The sequence below is a fragment of the Ochrobactrum sp. AN78 genome, assembly GCF_029909885.1.
Classification (GTDB): Bacteria; Pseudomonadota; Alphaproteobacteria; order Rhizobiales; family Rhizobiaceae; genus Brucella; species Brucella quorumnocens.
On record NZ_JASAMU010000009.1, the window covers coordinates 159,222 to 175,455 of the forward strand.

Consider the following 16,234-nt stretch of genomic DNA (forward strand, 5'->3'; position numbering starts at 1 on the left):
CAATTATGGCTGACATTCCATTCCGTCGCAGAACGGGCATCGGCTCCACTCTTGCATACCACGCTGCGCCATGTACTGATTGCTCTGAAAAGAATGCATGCCGGACAGGTGGCGCTCCAAGCTCGCCATCCGATACAAATTCTACAAAAACAGCCCATATGAGTTAATGGATATTTTGAGATGTTTCGTTTTTTGACTTTTCCCAAGGTCGCTCTTGCGACAATCTGGCTGCGGCCCCACCTATATCGCTCGATGACCTTCGCTAACGTTATCAATCAGCGCAGCAGATGGTGCCGATGGTGCCGCCACCAGGTGACCCAGGCTGGTCAGACAATCCCGCAGAAGAGGCGCGGATCTTTGCAACGACGGCAACCGGGTTAAGAAATCCTGAGATGTCGTCAGACCGTTTTCCTGCGTTTTGTTGGCATTACCAGCGGCCGGAAAGACCTTGACCGATGAGATCGGAATGCTTCACATGTGGTCAGATCGACCCCAGCGACCGGTGGGTTTCCCATGCGGTTAAAACAAAGGTTCATAAACACACTCATGCATGAAATCATCTGTCCCCATTGCAACAAGGCCTTCAAGATTGATGAGGCCGGACATGCAGATATCTTAAAACAGGTGAGAGATGATGATTTCGAGAAGCAGTTGCATGAGCGCTTGGAACTGGCGGAACGGGACAAGCGCAACGCTGTTGAACTTGCGCAGGCCAAGGTCACACATGAATTGCAGAAGGCAACCTCTGCCAAGGATTCTGAAATCCAGCATTTGCGGGCGAAGCTTGAAGCCGGCGAAGTTGCAGGAAAACTTGCTGTCGCCGAGGCATTGAGTGCTGTTGAAAAGCAGCGCGACGCGCTGCTCAACGATCTTGATAATGCCCGACGCGATCAGGACGCGTTGTCGAAACTCGCCGAGGCGAAACTCGTATCAGAATTGCAGAAAGCTGCGTCAAGCAAGGACGCCGAGATCCAGAGCCTGAAAGCCCGGCTCGATGCGAGTGCGCTTACACAGAAACTCGCTGTGACCGAAGCCGTCAGTATCGTTGAGAAGGAGCGCGAGGCGCTGAAGAATGGGCTTTCCCGGGTTGAGCTGGAAAAGCAACTGGCCGAAACAGCTCTTCGCGACAAATATGAAACACAACTCAGAGATCGCGACGACGCCATCGAACGTTTGCGCGACATGAAACTGAAGCTGTCGACCAAGATGGTCGGTGAGACGCTCGAACACCACTGCGCCACCGAGTTCGACCGCATTCGGGCCACCGCATTCCCGCGCGCATATTTTGAAAAGGACAATGATGCGCGCGCTGGCAGCAAGGGTGACTTTGTCTTCCGCGATATAGACGACACAGGCGCGGAAATCGTTTCGATCATGTTCGAAATGAAGAATGAGAATGATGAGACGGCGACAAAGAAGAGGAATGAGGATTTTTTCAAAGAGCTCGACAAGGATCGCAGCGCCAAGGGCTGTGAATATGCGGTGCTGGTTTCACTGCTGGAGCCTGAGAGTGAACTTTATAATACCGGTATCTTGGACGTGTCGCACCGCTACCCAAAAATGTATGTTGTCCGGCCACAATTCTTTATTCCGATAATCACGCTTTTGCGCAATGCGGCAATGAGTTCTCTCAAATACAAGACTGAACTGGCGCTGGTGAGAGCGCAGCATGTCGATATCACGCAATTTGAATCGCAGCTTGATGATTTCAAAGCAGCTTTCGGACGAAACTGGCGGCTGGCCTCAGATGGCTTCGAAGAGGCGGTCAAGCGCATCGATGAAGCCATCAAGGATTTGGAAAAAACAAAAGAAGCCCTGCACAAATCAGCAAACAACCTTCGACTTGCAAACGACAAGGCGGAGGATCTGACGGTCAAGCGGCTGACCCGGGGCAATCCGACAATGGCCGCCAAATTTGCCGAACTCAAACCCACCGACTGAACGAGACCTCAATGCTGAATTCAGTGCTTTGCGCGTTAACTATGGGCAATCCGACATGCTTGCCGCCCGCAAATGGTTGGTGAAGATCAAACTCTGCCACCCAAACGAATTGTCTGTCACAGACCCCCTTCAGTCCGCTATGGCCCTTGCCTGTGGCCACCATGTTGCTTATTCCCACCATCAATGGAAACGGCATTAAGAGGATGAGAGAGAATGGAAGATGCAATCATTCGTGTCACCGATCTGTCCGTCCTTTTTGACAATGTTTCTGCGTTAGCGGCAGTCAGCGTTTCCATTGCGCCAGGAAAAATCACCGTGATCTGCGGTGCAAATGGTTCTGGGAAGAGCACCTTGTTGCGGAGCATGGCGCGACTGCAAGCACCCTCGCAAGGGACCGTGCTGTTTGAAGGGACGGATATCAGTCAGCTGCGGCGAATTGATCTGGCCCGGAAGATAGCGGTGCTTGGCCAGATGCCAGAAGTGCCAGCTGGACTGAGCGTCGAGGAACTGGTTGAAAATGGTCGACATCCGCACCGGCGTTTGTTTGCAAGGCTGGGACCGGAAGATCAAAGATTCATTGACGGTGCAATTGCCCAGGTTGGTCTGGAACACTTGCGTCACAGGCATGTTTCATCGCTCTCCGGTGGTGAGCGGCAACGGGCCTGGGTTGCGCTCGCCCTTGCGCAAAATCCCTCTGTTCTCTTTCTCGACGAGCCGACAAATTTTCTCGACATTCGTCACCAATCTGAACTGTTGACGCTGTTGAAAAAGCTCAACCGAGAACGCGCGCTGACCATCGTTGCCGTCCTCCATGATCTCAACCAGGTGATTGAACTCGCAGATCATGTGATCCTGATGCGCAAAGGGCGGGTGATGGCAACAGGCGAGCCTGCAACGGTATTCACAAAGCCGCACCTCAAACAGGCGTTTGATTTCGAAATCGATATTACCCAGCATCCGGCTTTACCGATCCCATTCTGTCTGCCGCGCTGGGTGAATCCTCGCGAACGGCCATGACAGAATGACCATGAACGCTGCAACCACGATGCGATCGCGCGCTTTCGGACTGGCTGGACGCCTGATCATCCTCGGAATTGTGCTGCTGGTCCTTCTGTTCGTCGCAGACCTGATTGCGGGCAGTGGCAAGGTAACGATGCGGGATCTGTTGCTGGCCCCCTCAAGACCGCGATCGGTTGCACAGATTATCATCGAAACGATCCGGCTCCCACGGGTATTTGCAGCCATCCTTGTCGGCGCGTCCCTCGCCGCCGCCGGTACCATCATGCAGACGATCCTGCGCAATCCCCTCGCCGCGCCTGATATTCTGGCTGTGACGAGCGGCGCACAACTTGCTCTCGTCATATCGAGCCTATTGTTGCCGTTTGCTTTTCCTGGTTTCGCGGCGACCATTCTCGGCGGTGCGATCGGCGGCTTGGTTTGCTTGTCGGTGGGCGGTGGATTGCGCGCGCAACCGGTCAGGCTGGCCCTGGCGGGCGTCGCCGTCAGTCTGGCGTTTTCAGCACTCACCTCGGCAATCATTCTGACCGCGGACGACCGTGCATCCGGAATCATTCTCTGGTCTTCCGGCATTCTGGATCAGACCGGTTGGGACAAGATTGTATCGCTCGCTCCCCTGGTATTCGCCGGCATCGTGCTGCTGACTATGCTGGGCAGACAATTTGATATCATGAATTTGGGCAACGATATCGCATCAAGCCTGGGCTTGGGAAAAACCACAGCCATCATTGGGCTTTTGGTGTCCGTCTTGCTGGCTGGAGCAGCTGTCTCCATCGCTGGGCCGATCGGTTTTATCGGCCTAGCCGTCCCTAATTTCTTGCGGGCAATAGGTTTAATCAAACATCGTGTTTTGTTGCCGGCTGCGTGCCTTTGGGGTGCAGTCGCCTTGTTGGGCGCCGACGTTATCGCGCAAGTGTTGAGTAAAGAAGGCCGGGTCATTCCGACCGGAATTCTCGCGGCTTGTCTGGCTGCGCCTGTTTTGATCATGATCCTTCGCAAGGTGAGAACGCAGGCAAGCTCCCGCGCCAATGTCTTGCGGGCGAGCGTGCTGTTTGCGCGAAAGCCCGCGCTTTATATGACCCTTTTATTGATATTGTCCGCAGCAGTCTTCGCAGGGCTCACATTTGGCGACGGTACCGTCGGCGGGCAAATCGATTGGAGCATCGTCTATGCCCTGCGCATGCCGCGGGTGGTGATAGCGGGTGGTGCCGGCGCATTATTGGCCGTCGCAGGTTTGTTGCTTCAGGCCGTTACCAAAAACCCGTTATCGGGGCCCGAAACCCTTGGGCTTGCGCAAGGAGCCGCGCTCGCCAGTCTGCTTGCACTCCTGATAGGCTTTGTTCCAGGAAGCCCGCTCTTTGCTTTGTTCGCAGCGTTGGGTGCCGGTAGCGTCGTTATCTTGATATCGGTACTCGGACGCCGTTTGCAGCCAGCCAGCATTGCCTTGACCGGATTGGCGATTGCGGCAAGCCTGTCAGCCTTGAGCACCCTTGCGGTGATTGAGGCCAAACTGCAGGTTGCGGAAGCGCTTTCCTGGCTTGCGGGATCAACGCATGCGCGCAGTTGGCAGGATGTTGAAGCACTCGCGCCTTGGCTTATCCTTCCGCTGCTGGCATTGGCGCTTGCAAAGCGGCTCGATATACTCGCGCTCGGGCAAGACGGTGCCCAATCCCTTGGGGTTGATCCCGTCTCAACCAGGATATGGGCGATGGCGCTCGCCGCCTTTTCGGTTGCAGGCGCCGTGGCTGCGGTCGGCGCGATCGGCTTTGTGGGGTTGATTGCACCGCATGCGGCGCGTTTATGCTGCGGCGCACGCTATCAGCATCTCGTTCCGGTCACGGGACTGATCGGCGCGATCCTGACTGTTTTGGCAGATATGCTGGGACGCTCCATCATCGCGCCGCATGAAATCCCGGCAGGCATAGTGACTGCCTTCATTGGGACACCGTTGTTTATTGTCTTGATGCGCAAACAATCGCGCTAGGGCAACCGATATCATTGGACGATCTCTGTTCAGATTGCGAGCGCGCTGGTCGCTTTCTCAACGAGGCGCGCCATTGATCGGGTGGATCCGAATGGCCAGATATCACCACCGATCGCATAGACCTGTTTGGCAGCAACCACCGGCAGAACAGGCCAGATGGCGCTTTGGATCAGCTCATTGGGCACCGCTTCACCGAGCATCAGCAGTTTCGTGTCGACGCTCAACGTGGCCAGTTCTTCAAGCCCAATTGTCGTAAAGCCAAAGGGTTGAGTGCCAAAGTCGCCACCGATAGAAAATCCGGCTTTCGCAAGCGTCTTCATGATCAGAGAATTGGAGGTGAAAATACGCAATCGCGCAACCCCGGGTAACGGCTGCGCAACAATCAGCTTGACGGAATCGCGGTTTCTTTTTCGAACAGCAACCAACCGCTCCTCAAACGACCGCCATTCGGCCTTCCCGATCGCCGCGCGATCAGTGGCTGTTGCAACAGTTGAAAGATCGCTTTTTGTGGCTTCATAGAAATCTGCTTCATTGGCACCTGCATCCAGGAGAAGCGTCGGTGCGATCGCTCTCAATCGCGCCGCAATCGTCGCATGACGCAATGCAGAGGTCACGATCAGATCCGGTTTGAGGCGCATTAGCGCTTCAAGGCTCGGTTGCTGGCGTCCACCCACGTCAAGAGTGCCAATAAGCGCTTCATTGTCGATACCCACCCATTGCCGGTAGCCAGCCAGATCAGCCACTCCCGAGGGAATAAGCCCCAATGACAGAACCATTTCTGTCTCTGCCCATTCGAGGGTGACGATTTTACCGGGCATCTGCGCGGCACTGACGCGCGGGAGGACGGTCAAAGCCGCGCCCACCAGAAAGCCGCGACGGGATAAGGCAGCTACCATCGAACACTCGTCGTGGCCACAACGGAGCGGCCTTGGCCAAAATAGCACTGGCTCGTGGAATTACACCCTGCCACATATTTCTTATCACCAAGATTATAGGCGTTGACCTGCAAGCGATAGTTACCAAGATCGTAACGCAGAAACGCGTCAACAAGTGTATAGGATGGCACGTAGAAGGTGTTGAGCGTGTCACCCGCCGTCTTGCCGATACGACGCACCCCGCCACCAATAACCAGCGTGCCATCGATGCTGTTTGGCAAGGGCATGTCATAACTGACAAAAAGTGACTGCTGGTTCTTTGGAACCGTATAAGGCAGTTTGCCGATCTGAGCCGGATTCTGGCTTGCGCTGACTTCCGGATCCTGGAAGCTCAGCGCACCCGTGAGGTTCAACCGGTTCCCCAAGCGTGCTGTTCCTTCAAGTTCAACACCACGAACACGCACTTCATCGGTTTGATAATATATGCCGGAGATACGATTGACGACATTTTGCTGTTCGGCTTCAAATGCCGAGAGTGTTAGCGAATAGTCCTCGCCTTCGGGCGCGTATTTCAGACCGACTTCCTTCAATGTACCAGTTGTCGGCTTTAATGGCGTGTCCGCGAGGGTAAGCGTCGGCAAAAACGACGTCGAATAGAGCGCATAGGGGACAAAGCCTGAATCGAAAATATACGCCACACCGACGCGCCCGGTGAATTTATCGGGGTTCTGATCATAATCCACGCTGCGGTTCGTGGACAGGGTCGTCTGCGCGGAATCGATGCGGGCAAAATCCTTGCGTCCGCCGAGCGTAACGCGCAGATTACCCGCTTCGATCTGATCCTGCACATAGATCCCGGTCTGATACTGCTTTTGCAACAGACGTGTCGTGGGCGAAAGCTTGGCGATGGATTTGTCGTAAGTCGGGTTGAACAGGTCTTGAGAAGGACCACTCGCAGACGCCGTGTAATTGTCCAACCGCTGCCACTGCTGATCGACACCAAACAGCAAGGTATGTGACAATGGGCCGGTATCGAAACGGGATTCTAGCTGCGTGTCAAAGGCGATTGCGTCCAGTTCCGGCTGCGCGAGGTAATTGGTGCGCGGAATCGTGTGGCCATTCCAGCCACTCGATGGCAAGACGCCGGTGAACAGGTTTTGGTAGTCGGTTTTCATGTGCGAGTAGCGGAAATTCTGACGCAGCGTGAAGGTATCATTGAAGCGATGTTCAAATGCATATCCGACGTAGCCGATCTCCTTTTTATACACGGCGTTGCGTGGGTCTCCGTCGGAGAAATCGCGTGCTATGCTTTGCCCTGACGGACTTGGAAGGACACTGCCATAAGCCGGAATGATAACACCGGCCTGGCCCATATCGTCTTTGAGATAGCCGCCCGATACGATCAGGCTCGTCTCCGCATCTGGACGCCATGCGACGCTTGGATTGATCGCGAAGCGATTGTTCTTGCCATAATCATAAGAAGTATCGCTGTAGCGGAACATGCCATTGAGGCGATAGGTCAAACGCGGATCATTATTGATCGATCCGGTGGTGTCGAAGCCCACTTCTTTGCGCCCGAAGCTGCCACCGCGCAGATAGACCTCGTGCGCTGCGTCAGCCTGCGGCTGTTTGCTGACCATATTGACGATGCCGCCAACGTTACTCTGCCCGAACAAGGCCGAACTTGGCCCACGCAGGATTTCTACACTCTCCAGCGAATAGGGTTCGACGACAAAGCCAGAGTAACCGCCCGACTGGCTCGCGATCTGGGGAATGCGCAAACCGTCGAGATAAAGATCCGCAGGGAAACCGCGGACGGTAAAATAATCCGATCGAACATCGGCACCGTACCGCTGGGCGTTCACATTGGCACTGTAAAGCATCGCCTCACTCACCGACTGAACGGCTCTGTCATCCATATTATCGCGGGTGATCACTGAGATTGACTGCGGGACTTCACGAAGAGCGATATCACTCTTGGTGGCGGCGCGGCTATAGTCAGAGATGTATCCCTTCACCGGCGTGCGCGGGCCGGTGCCACCGCTGGTCTGAACCTCAATCGTATTGAGCTGGATAACACCAGCTTCCTGAGCCATCGCTGGATTGGCCAGGGCCAGCGCTGCCACCCCCGACAGCAGCATCGCCTTGAAAAACGCATGTCCAGAGAAACAATCCGCGTTGTGATTTGGATGTCGTGCGTGGGCAGCGATGCCACTCGTATTCAATTCGGCTCTCCTGGTCGTTCATCAAGCGAACGAGATATGTCCCGCTGGCGATTACGACCGCAGGCTTTGGCTGTCATATTTGCTGTTGCGCAATCGTAGAATTCAGAATAATTCTAAATTACACACGCATATCAATGCGTTGCGCGTCAGAATATATTCTTCATCACCTGTTGAGTCAGGCCAATCTCGGTTGCAATCGGGTCAAAATTCTGCAATTTCCGTCAAATATGACTTTTTTAGTCAAATTGGGCCTAATGGAAAATTGAATGCGACCGAAGCATGCCATTGATTATCAGGACATCGACCGACCGCTGGCTGTGATGCGGCGTGCATACACGGCGAGTACAAACTTCGGTTGGCATAGCCATCGACGCGGGCAGCTTCTGTTGGCAAACAGCGGCTATATGACGGCGATGACGGAAGAAGGTGCGTTCATGCTGCCCAGCGGCTACGCAATTCTCATTGCTCCCGACCTCCCGCATGCCGTTCAAACATTCGGAGAAACCAGAATGCACTCTGTCTATCTGGAGGAAAGCGTTTTGCGGGGCTTCTGGGGTCCAACAAGAATTATGAAAGTTTCAGCGCTGCTTGATGCGAGCATACAGGCGCTTGCAAATGAACCGATGCTCTACGATGAAACCGGCAGAGGGCACCATCTTTCGGCGCTTATTCTTGATGAAATTCGCAATGCCGGTCCACAGCCCTATACGGTTCCGCTACCTTCCGAAAAACAGTTGCGCAAACTCTGCCGGGATCTGCTCGATAATCCAAGTAACAATCTCACCATCGACGACTGGGCTGATAAAGTCGGTATGAGCCGTCGGACGATGACGCGAAAATTTCGCTCTGAAACAGGCATGAGTTTCATCGAATGGCGACAGCGATTGCGGGTCTCGCATGTCATGCGTCGTTGCGCCGAGGGTGTACCGCTCGCCGTCGCAGGATTAGAAGCGGGCTATCAGAGCCTCTCGACATTGCGCAAGGTACTGAAGACATGGGCCTCTTGATGCCGGTTCATCCGGCGGCGAAAACAGCGACGCCAAAGTTCGACTGCGTGCCGCGCGGCTATGGCTTGCGGGATACCGCTGCCCCCAGAATTCGGAAACCAGGCAATGGCCATCCCCAACAGCCCATGAAGCCAAGCGGCGTGATCAAGAGCGGCAGCTGAGCCACACTTGTTCGAGGCTGCGGCGACCAGGATTGGCAGTAGCGTCGCCATGTCGGATTGACATGGATGCATAATTAGGTTGATATCAATCTATATTAAGACAGCATGGCGAGAGTTTCGCAACGGTCGGATCGCGTTCGGCGCGACAGCGCAGTCAACGCAAAGATGAACCCGTCACAAGATCCCCCGCGGAGGCCGGGCGACCAGAGCCAGTGCGGATGGTTCGAATGCACGTCAGATTTCAATGGGAGAGAAATTATGAAGATCGTCACCAGCCTGAGCTTTCAGGGCCAATGCCGTGAAGCCTTCGAATTCTATGCCAGGGTTCTGGGCGGAAAGATCACTGCGGCGATGCCCTATGGCGACGGCCCGCCGGATATGCCGCTGAGCGATGAAAACTACAAAAACTGGCTGATGCATTGCTGGCTTGAAGTCGGCGACCAGGCCTTGATGGGTGCAGACATGGATGTGCAATGGGCACGCAATGTCGACAAGCCAAAAAACGGCTTCGACGTCACCTTGCACACGTCGGACAAGGCGGAAGGCCAGCGCTGGTTCGAGCAGCTTTGTGAAGGTGGCAAAGCAGTGATGCCGTTCGGCGAAACATTCTGGTCACCGGGCTTCGGCTCCCTTGTCGACCGGTTCGGCATTCCCTGGATGGTTAACACCATTCCAGCATCCGACTGGAAACCGTCGCAGGGCTGATCGACAAGCGGGCACCGAAAACGCGGTCAGCTGCCCATCGCAACGCTATCGGCGCGCGTTGGGAACAATTCTTCTCAGACTGCCAAGGATGCCGAAACCAGGTATCGGGGAACAGCATGCGCATTTCCTACCGTTGGATCATCGTCGCGGCAGGCGGCCTTCTGGGATGTGTCGCCGCCGGAGCCATGTTCTCGTTACCCGTTCTGCTGCGGCCAATCGCCCAGGAGACGGGCTGGTCGATCACCGGAATATCCTCGGCGATGACGTTCGGCTTTCTTGCGATGGCAGCCGCAAGCATCCTATGGGGCAGCCTTTCCGATCGATTTGGCCCTCGCCCGATCGTGCTGGCAGGCTCGACCATGCTTGCGTTGAGCCTCGCGCTCGCCAGCCGGGCTGAAACACTTGGCGAATTCCAACTGGTCTTCGGTTTGCTGGTGGGGACAGCGACTGCCGCCGTCTTCGCACCGATGATGGCCTGCGTAACCGGTTGGTTCGAAACCAGGCGCGGCCTGGCCGTATCGCTTGTCTCCGCCGGCATGGGCATGGCTCCGTTGACCATGGCACCACTGACGGCACGGCTTGTGACAATGCACGATTGGCGGAGCGCGATGTTGATTATTGCCGGCGTCGCCGCCTGTGTGATGATCCCTGCAGCTTGCCTGGTGCGTCGCCCTCCCGCGATGCATAACGGTTCGGGAGAAATGCTGGCAGATGCGCTGAACGCGGATATGACAGTGCCAAAGGCGGTACGATCGCCACAATTCATCACCCTGATGTTGGCAAATTTCTTTTGCTGCGCAACGCATTCCGGTCCGATCTTCCACACCGTGAGCTATGCCGTCACCTGCGGCATCCCGATGATTGCAGCGGTTTCGATCTACAGCGTGGAGGGACTGGCTGGCATGTTTGGTCGTATCGGTTTCGGGCTCGCCGGGGACCGTTTCGGCGCCCAGCGGGTGTTGGGGATAGGACTTTTCGCCCAGGCCTTTGGCGTGCTCGCCTATGTGTTTGTCTCGACGCTTGCACCCTTCTATGCGATCGCTGCACTGGTGGGTTTCATCTATGCCGGTACAATGCCGCTTTACGCCGTGATCATAAGAGAGAATTTTCCATTGAAGATGATGGGCACGATCATCGGGGGCACAGCCATGGCTGGCAGCCTTGGCATGTCGACAGGACCACTATTGGGCGGGCTGGTCTATGATCGCTTCAATTCCTATGTGTTGATGTATGTCGGCGCATGGGGCATGGGACTGGCGGCCGTGCTGATCCTGATAACGTTTCGCCCATTTCCTAAACGCCAAACCGCAATGGCGCCAATTTAAAGAACCGCCTGCCCGGGCTTTCGCCCAACTGTCGATCGCCATCCAATCTATGGACCGTCGTTCATTGAAGACGCCGGGAGACGGACCCTGTCCCCGCTTTATGCAGATTATATAATGAGAGCTCTGCTGAGACCGTGGTTGCCCAATGGATCCAAGCGGTTCCAGCGCGGGTCGAGTCAATGCGCAACGCATAGAAAGGGCCTGGTCCGGACGACCAATCCTGGCGAAGGCGATGATCTTGCCTGCAATGAGAAAGCCATTCATAATTGCTGGCAAAACCCGGTTTGATTGGAGAGCCAGGCGGTCCGACGCCGACTTGGCCGCAACCGGAGCAGGGAAGGTTTTTCTTTCCCGCCCACAGTCTGCCGGGTCACTGCCGAGACGTTTTGTTGCAGGAAGATCCTGAAACAGCAAGTATCACCGTGGGGAAGTGCGATGGGTCTGGCCAGTATCATCTCAATTGTTCTAACCGCCGCCTCCATTTCATTTGTCATCCTCTTTCTCATGATCTTTTGGGTACTTCGCAACTAAAGACGACCCACCGCATTTTTGACTGCGGTTGGCATTTCGGATCCCACTGCCATTTCGCCGCCACGGCCCGATCACCAAGACGCCTGGGTTCGGTGTCATGCACTGCTTTTGCCAAGATTTATGAAAGCATGCGTATGCACATGGACGTCTCGCATCCAGGTCCTGCACCTCTTGGGCGAAGAGGTCTGCCCATCTGTCGCGCACCTCAAAACGACATCGACGCGCCATCTCATTCATCGCGCCAGGGGCCAGCGGCCAGAGAAAGTCCGGCTCGGCCATAAAGGCTGCCAGGACGCCTGCGGGAATTTCATACGGAAAATTCACCATGCAGCCGGGCCAATCGCCAAAAATCATCAGGATTACGCAGATTGCTGCAGTACAAACAATTCTCGCCAGGGACTGTCGCGCTATAATTGTCGCTGCAATATGCGCTGGCGGTTGAGGGATGCCTTAGCAACGGCTCAGGGCATCACGCCCAGAGCAAGCACAGTTTCCGCCCTGGCCCAGTCAACCGCATTCAACCGCGACAGAGTTGTCCGTTCCCATCAGGCAAACGCGGCCCGGCCTCGGCGACCCCATCAGCAACAAGGGCAACTGGATTATCGCCAACACCAGATCACGCTTTGCCACGACGGGATCGGTAATCGCATGCTGGATTATCCGGTCGCGCAGCGCCAGCGGTCGCACCTGTCGTCAATTGGATGGTAAGGGCATTCCAGGCACCGACGTTCTCAGTGTGGGCGGCGTCTGCGCCGCATCACGTGCCTGCCTGTCAGCCAGTTCGTTGCCGATCACGCCTGCGTGACCCTTGCACCATTGAACGGCCACGTGCGGGTGGCGTTGCAGAAGGTCGTCAAGTTCCCGCCATATCACCATGTCAGGAATCTTCCGGCGCCTCACATGCTGTTTCGCCGTGATCCGCCTCCAGCCATTGCTGCGCCAGATGGCTCTCCAGCGAAGGCAGCCCTCTATGGCATAGACGGAATCGGTCCAAAGCGTGACCGTGCGCGTCGGTATGGCCGTGGCTATCCAGCTCATCGCATTCAGAAGGGCGAGAACTTCGAAACTATTGTTGGATATGCCCGGCGCGCTGCCAGACGCCGCATATCGCTGACGGTCGCCCTCATAGACAACGAATGCCCAGCCACCCAAGTGCGAAGCAACGTCAAATGAGCCGTCCGTATGGATGTGGTAGTTGCTGTCCATAGTGAAGTGATAGCACTGCTTCCTGCATTGATCGAGCCGTTTGTGTCGTCCGCGCCGGGGGCAGTGCAGCTCGGGCGTCCGGCACTGCTCACTGACTGAATGTTCCGCTATCCCTCTGCTGATATTAAGACCAGGGAGGCGAGCGTTTGCGCGTCATTCTGGCGCGAAGCGGTGGGACGGTTTCTCGACGCCACCCGACAAGCTCACGCAGCCGAGCAGCAACACCAAAGACACTTATCGGGCGTAAAGCCGAAGCCGGTAGGATCGATCCTCCGATTTGAACCTATCAGCTTCCTGTGGAAGGGCTTCAACAGGGGCTGTTGCTTTTCCTCCAAGCCAAGCCAATTCCTCAGCTGAATAACAATGACGCCCCAGAGGCTCAATGCGAGCGCCCAACGGCAGGCTGCAGCTTGGATGAGAGACCCGGACCACGAGAGCGTCAGGCGCTTCAGTATCGCCTCCGTTCAGGCGCCTGCAACACCTTCAATCAACCGTCGAGAGTGATTTTATCTCGCGCGGTTTGAACCATTTGATGTTGCTTAGCCGCTCAATCTCCACAAAATCACCGGGGTAATGAACAACGTCAATATCTGACTGAGGAACAAACCACCAACCACGGCCACACCAAGCGGTTGCCGAAGTTCCGAGCCTTGCCCCTGTCCAAGGGTGACGGGAACCGCCGCAAGCAGAGCACAGAACGTCGTCATCATGATCGGACGAAAGCGCATGACAGCTGCTTGATGAATGGCTTCTTGTGGCGATCGGTTTTCCTGCCACTTCAGAACCAAAGCCACATCGACCATCTTGATCGCGTTCTTCTTCACAATGCCGATCAACATCAAAAGTCCGATCAGTGCTATGATTGAAAGATCAACTCCAAAGGTCTGCAGTGTGAGCAAAGCACCAGAAGCCGCCGATGGTAGACCGGATAAAATAGTGAACGGATGCGCAAACCTTTCATACAATACACCGAGCACGATATATATGGTGGCGATCGCCGCTAGAATAAGAATTCCCATATTGCCGGTTGATGGGGCAAATATCTGTGCTGCACCGGCTGTGCGCACGGTGACCGAGGGAGGAATGGAGATCTGACTGCGCAAACTGTCGACACGATCGGTTGCCGTTCCCAGTAATACGCCGCCGGGAAGATTAAAGGACAAGGTCACTGAGGCGAGTTGTCCGGATTGATTAACGGTCACAGGGCCGTTGGTTCTTGAAATTGATGCGAAGGTCGACAATGGAACCAATGCGCCAGATGCTGACGGTATCCGGAGCATTCCCAACTGGGTTTCATCCCATTGTCGATGAGGATCAAGCTCAGATTGGCGGCGGCGGTCCCGCAGCATCCAAGATTATTGCTTGCAATTTTTGCGGGAGGCCCCGTGACGCTCAGAGCTGCGGATCGTCTTAGTCCTGGTTGTGCAAAGGGTCGAACAACGCAAGCTTACCAGGACCAGCCTGAGGGCTCTCAAGCAGTCCATTGCGTCCAGCTTCATTGCTTTTTTAGAAACACGCTTGCGATGCGAGCTCAACGACCGCAACCTCGGCCACCCAAAAGAGGCTTGCGGCCCATGCGAAAAGCTCGCCCGGCAACATGCCCCTATGCGGAAACAACCCGACTATCGCTCAACAGCCCTGCTTCCTCCAATATCGGATGGGCGACCGACACAATATGCGCATTGATGCGTTTCAGATCGCGCAGCGTGTCGAGATGAATGGAGCTTGTCCGAAGGCTCTCGATCCGTCCGTCACGAAGCCTTGCCAGATGCTGTTCGGAGGAAAACCGCTCCATACGCCGGACTTCGATCTTGATCTCCATCAAACGTTTCGCGAGGTTAAAATCGCGGGTTGCAATAATCGTTTGGGCGGTCCGCAGATTGTCGACGGTCAGATCGAAGAGATGGGTCAGCTCCCCAAATCCGTCCTCTGAAAACTTCAAGCCCAAGGCGGCTTTCTTGGCCAGAGTCGGCACCAGGCTTTTCTCGATAATGTCGCCGATATGTTCCAGATTGACCGCATAATCGATCAGCGCTGCGGATCGCCGTTCATTGTCCCCGCTCATTTCCTGGCGACCGAGCTGCGAAAGATAGACCTTCACTTCCTGATGCAGGAAATCAACACGCTGTTCGAGCTCTGAAATGGCCGCCACAGCAGCAGGGTCGCTGTTATGAAAAGCCGAAGACACGCGCATCAGCATACGCTCAATCAAATCACCGATGCCCAGTACCTCGCGGGTAGCGCTTGCCAGCGCCATGACCGGGATCGTGAGTTGCTGCGCATCAAGAAAGCGGGGCCCTGTTTCATTGTGCTGGGGTTGGGGCACCAGCCGAACCATCAGTTTGGAGAACACGCCGGCCAGCGGCCATGCGACGATCGCAAGTGCAATATTGAACACCAGATGCGCATCCACCGGCAGTTTTGCGGGCGACAGCGATAAATTCGCGGCGAGATCCGCGCCATTTTGCGCGAAAGGAAGAGCGATCAAACACCCAACTGCACGAACAATCAGATTGCCCAAGGTAACCCGTTTTGCGGATGCCTCGCCGCCCAGCGAAGCAATCACCGGAGGCACAGCGCCACCCAGATTGGCGCCAAGAACCAGGACAATGATCAAGGCGGACGGCAGAACCCCGGTCGCAGCAAGAGACAGGATCAGCACCACGGCCGCGAGACTCGATGATGAGATCACTGCAATTGCCGCAGAAAACAGCAGCGCAATCGGCCAGGCATTGTCTAGCATGGCAATAAAACTTGCCACGGCTGCAGAATGGCGAACCGGTTCTGTCGCCATACTGAGCAGATGCAACGACAGCAGCATCAGCCCGACACCCATCAGCATGCCACCGACGCCGCGCCGGCTGCCGGTCGCCTTCTTTTGCAGCACCATGCCCGTGAGAATGAGCAATGGCGATATCCATTCAATCCCTGTCGCGACAATCCACGCCGTGACAGCGGTGCCGACATTGGCGCCCAGCAAAACAATCTGTGCCATGCTTTGCTGGATGAAATCGCGTTCAACAAAAGAGGCAACCATCAGGGCAGTGGCTGTGGAACTCTGAAGACCGATCGTCGCAACAAAGCCGGCTGCAAAGGAACGGAGCTGTGTCCTGGTGCCGCGCGCGAGCCCGGCGCGCAGACTAGCTCCGAACGCACGCTGGACACCATCCTTCACCTGCGTCAGTCCAAACAGCAAAAGTGCAACCGCACCGCACAGGTTGATTATGATTATCGTCGATTCCATAAATAGCTCCGAC

At 55.6% G+C, this 16,234-nt stretch carries 11 protein-coding genes and 1 pseudogene; 6 read left to right on the forward strand and 6 right to left on the reverse strand.

The genetic code is table 11. The features are described from left to right. The first annotated feature begins 546 nt into the window (after positions 1-546). The 3 genes from QBD00_RS17040 to QBD00_RS17050 all read left to right on the forward strand — a co-directional run bounded on the left by QBD00_RS17040 (position 547) and on the right by QBD00_RS17050 (position 4,942). A complete protein-coding gene (locus tag QBD00_RS17040; RefSeq protein WP_318580093.1) occupies positions 547-1,941 on the forward strand; it encodes a DUF2130 domain-containing protein in 1,395 nt (464 codons plus the stop codon). A 213-nt stretch (positions 1,942-2,154) separates the two neighbouring features. Continuing rightward, the gene (locus QBD00_RS17045; protein WP_318580094.1) at positions 2,155-2,958 is read left to right on the forward strand and encodes an ABC transporter ATP-binding protein; all 804 of its coding nucleotides are present in this window, start codon (positions 2,155-2,157) and stop codon (positions 2,956-2,958) included. Between the two features lie 4 nt (positions 2,959-2,962). Then, complete coding sequence (locus QBD00_RS17050) at positions 2,963-4,942, forward strand: iron ABC transporter permease (RefSeq protein ID WP_318580095.1); 1,980 nt, start codon at positions 2,963-2,965, stop codon at positions 4,940-4,942. Between the two features lie 29 nt (positions 4,943-4,971). Here QBD00_RS17050 and QBD00_RS17055 read toward each other — a convergent pair whose 3' ends face one another. Further along, positions 4,972-5,838, reverse strand: coding sequence for an iron-siderophore ABC transporter substrate-binding protein (locus tag QBD00_RS17055; RefSeq protein ID WP_318580096.1), 867 nt, complete (start codon positions 5,836-5,838; stop codon positions 4,972-4,974). After that, a complete protein-coding gene (locus tag QBD00_RS17060; RefSeq protein ID WP_191793466.1) occupies positions 5,832-8,042 on the reverse strand; it encodes a TonB-dependent siderophore receptor in 2,211 nt (736 codons plus the stop codon). Before QBD00_RS17060 ends, QBD00_RS17055 begins: the two co-directional genes overlap by 7 nt. A gap of 266 nt (positions 8,043-8,308) precedes the next feature. On the opposite strand from QBD00_RS17060, the gene QBD00_RS17065 reads away from it, so the two are divergent. The 3 genes from QBD00_RS17065 (at position 8,309) to QBD00_RS17075 (ending at position 11,240) form a co-directional block, all read left to right on the forward strand. Then, positions 8,309-9,049, forward strand: coding sequence for a helix-turn-helix transcriptional regulator (locus QBD00_RS17065; RefSeq protein ID WP_318580097.1), 741 nt, complete (start codon positions 8,309-8,311; stop codon positions 9,047-9,049). A 419-nt stretch (positions 9,050-9,468) separates the two neighbouring features. After that, positions 9,469-9,915 carry a VOC family protein gene (locus QBD00_RS17070; protein ID WP_151093508.1) on the forward strand — a complete coding sequence of 149 codons (447 nt, stop codon included), beginning with the start codon at positions 9,469-9,471 and terminating at the stop codon, positions 9,913-9,915. Between the two features lie 116 nt (positions 9,916-10,031). Then, positions 10,032-11,240 (forward strand): MFS transporter, encoded by a 1,209-nt coding sequence (locus QBD00_RS17075; protein WP_151093510.1) that lies wholly within the window; start codon positions 10,032-10,034, stop codon positions 11,238-11,240. Positions 11,241-11,723: 483 nt separating this feature from the next. Here QBD00_RS17075 and QBD00_RS17080 read toward each other — a convergent pair whose 3' ends face one another. The 4 genes and pseudogenes from QBD00_RS17080 to QBD00_RS17095 form a co-directional block, all read right to left on the reverse strand. Continuing rightward, complete coding sequence (locus QBD00_RS17080; RefSeq protein WP_318285386.1) at positions 11,724-12,125, reverse strand: hypothetical protein; 402 nt, start codon at positions 12,123-12,125, stop codon at positions 11,724-11,726. A 339-nt stretch (positions 12,126-12,464) separates the two neighbouring features. Continuing rightward, on the reverse strand, positions 12,465-12,977 hold the full coding sequence (locus tag QBD00_RS17085; protein WP_318580098.1) for a ribonuclease HI: 513 nt from the start codon (positions 12,975-12,977) through the stop codon (positions 12,465-12,467). A 483-nt stretch (positions 12,978-13,460) separates the two neighbouring features. Further along, a pseudogene (locus tag QBD00_RS17090) lies at positions 13,461-14,299 on the reverse strand (efflux RND transporter permease subunit); the annotation flags it as partial. Positions 14,300-14,580: 281 nt separating this feature from the next. Beyond that, positions 14,581-16,221: a Na/Pi cotransporter family protein gene (locus QBD00_RS17095; RefSeq protein WP_318580099.1), complete on the reverse strand. Its 1,641-nt coding sequence runs from the start codon at positions 16,219-16,221 to the stop codon at positions 14,581-14,583. Positions 16,222-16,234: the final 13 nt, after the last annotated feature.

Bases quoted from the DNA above. Each gene is read 5' to 3' on its own strand.
- QBD00_RS17040 (WP_318580093.1), top strand. From the start codon at position 547: ATGCATGAAATCATCTGTCCCCATTGCAACAAGGCCTTCAAGATTGAT.
- QBD00_RS17045 (WP_318580094.1), top strand. From the start codon at position 2,155: ATGGAAGATGCAATCATTCGTGTCACCGATCTGTCCGTCCTTTTTGAC.
- QBD00_RS17075 (WP_151093510.1), top strand. From the start codon at position 10,032: ATGCGCATTTCCTACCGTTGGATCATCGTCGCGGCAGGCGGCCTTCTG.
- QBD00_RS17050 (WP_318580095.1), top strand. From the start codon at position 2,963: ATGACCATGAACGCTGCAACCACGATGCGATCGCGCGCTTTCGGACTG.
- QBD00_RS17095 (WP_318580099.1), bottom strand. From the start codon at position 16,221: ATGGAATCGACGATAATCATAATCAACCTGTGCGGTGCGGTTGCACTT.
- QBD00_RS17085 (WP_318580098.1), bottom strand. From the start codon at position 12,977: ATGGACAGCAACTACCACATCCATACGGACGGCTCATTTGACGTTGCT.
- QBD00_RS17070 (WP_151093508.1), top strand. From the start codon at position 9,469: ATGAAGATCGTCACCAGCCTGAGCTTTCAGGGCCAATGCCGTGAAGCC.
- QBD00_RS17065 (WP_318580097.1), top strand. From the start codon at position 8,309: ATGCGACCGAAGCATGCCATTGATTATCAGGACATCGACCGACCGCTG.
- QBD00_RS17080 (WP_318285386.1), bottom strand. From the start codon at position 12,125: ATGATTTTTGGCGATTGGCCCGGCTGCATGGTGAATTTTCCGTATGAA.
- QBD00_RS17055 (WP_318580096.1), bottom strand. From the start codon at position 5,838: ATGGTAGCTGCCTTATCCCGTCGCGGCTTTCTGGTGGGCGCGGCTTTG.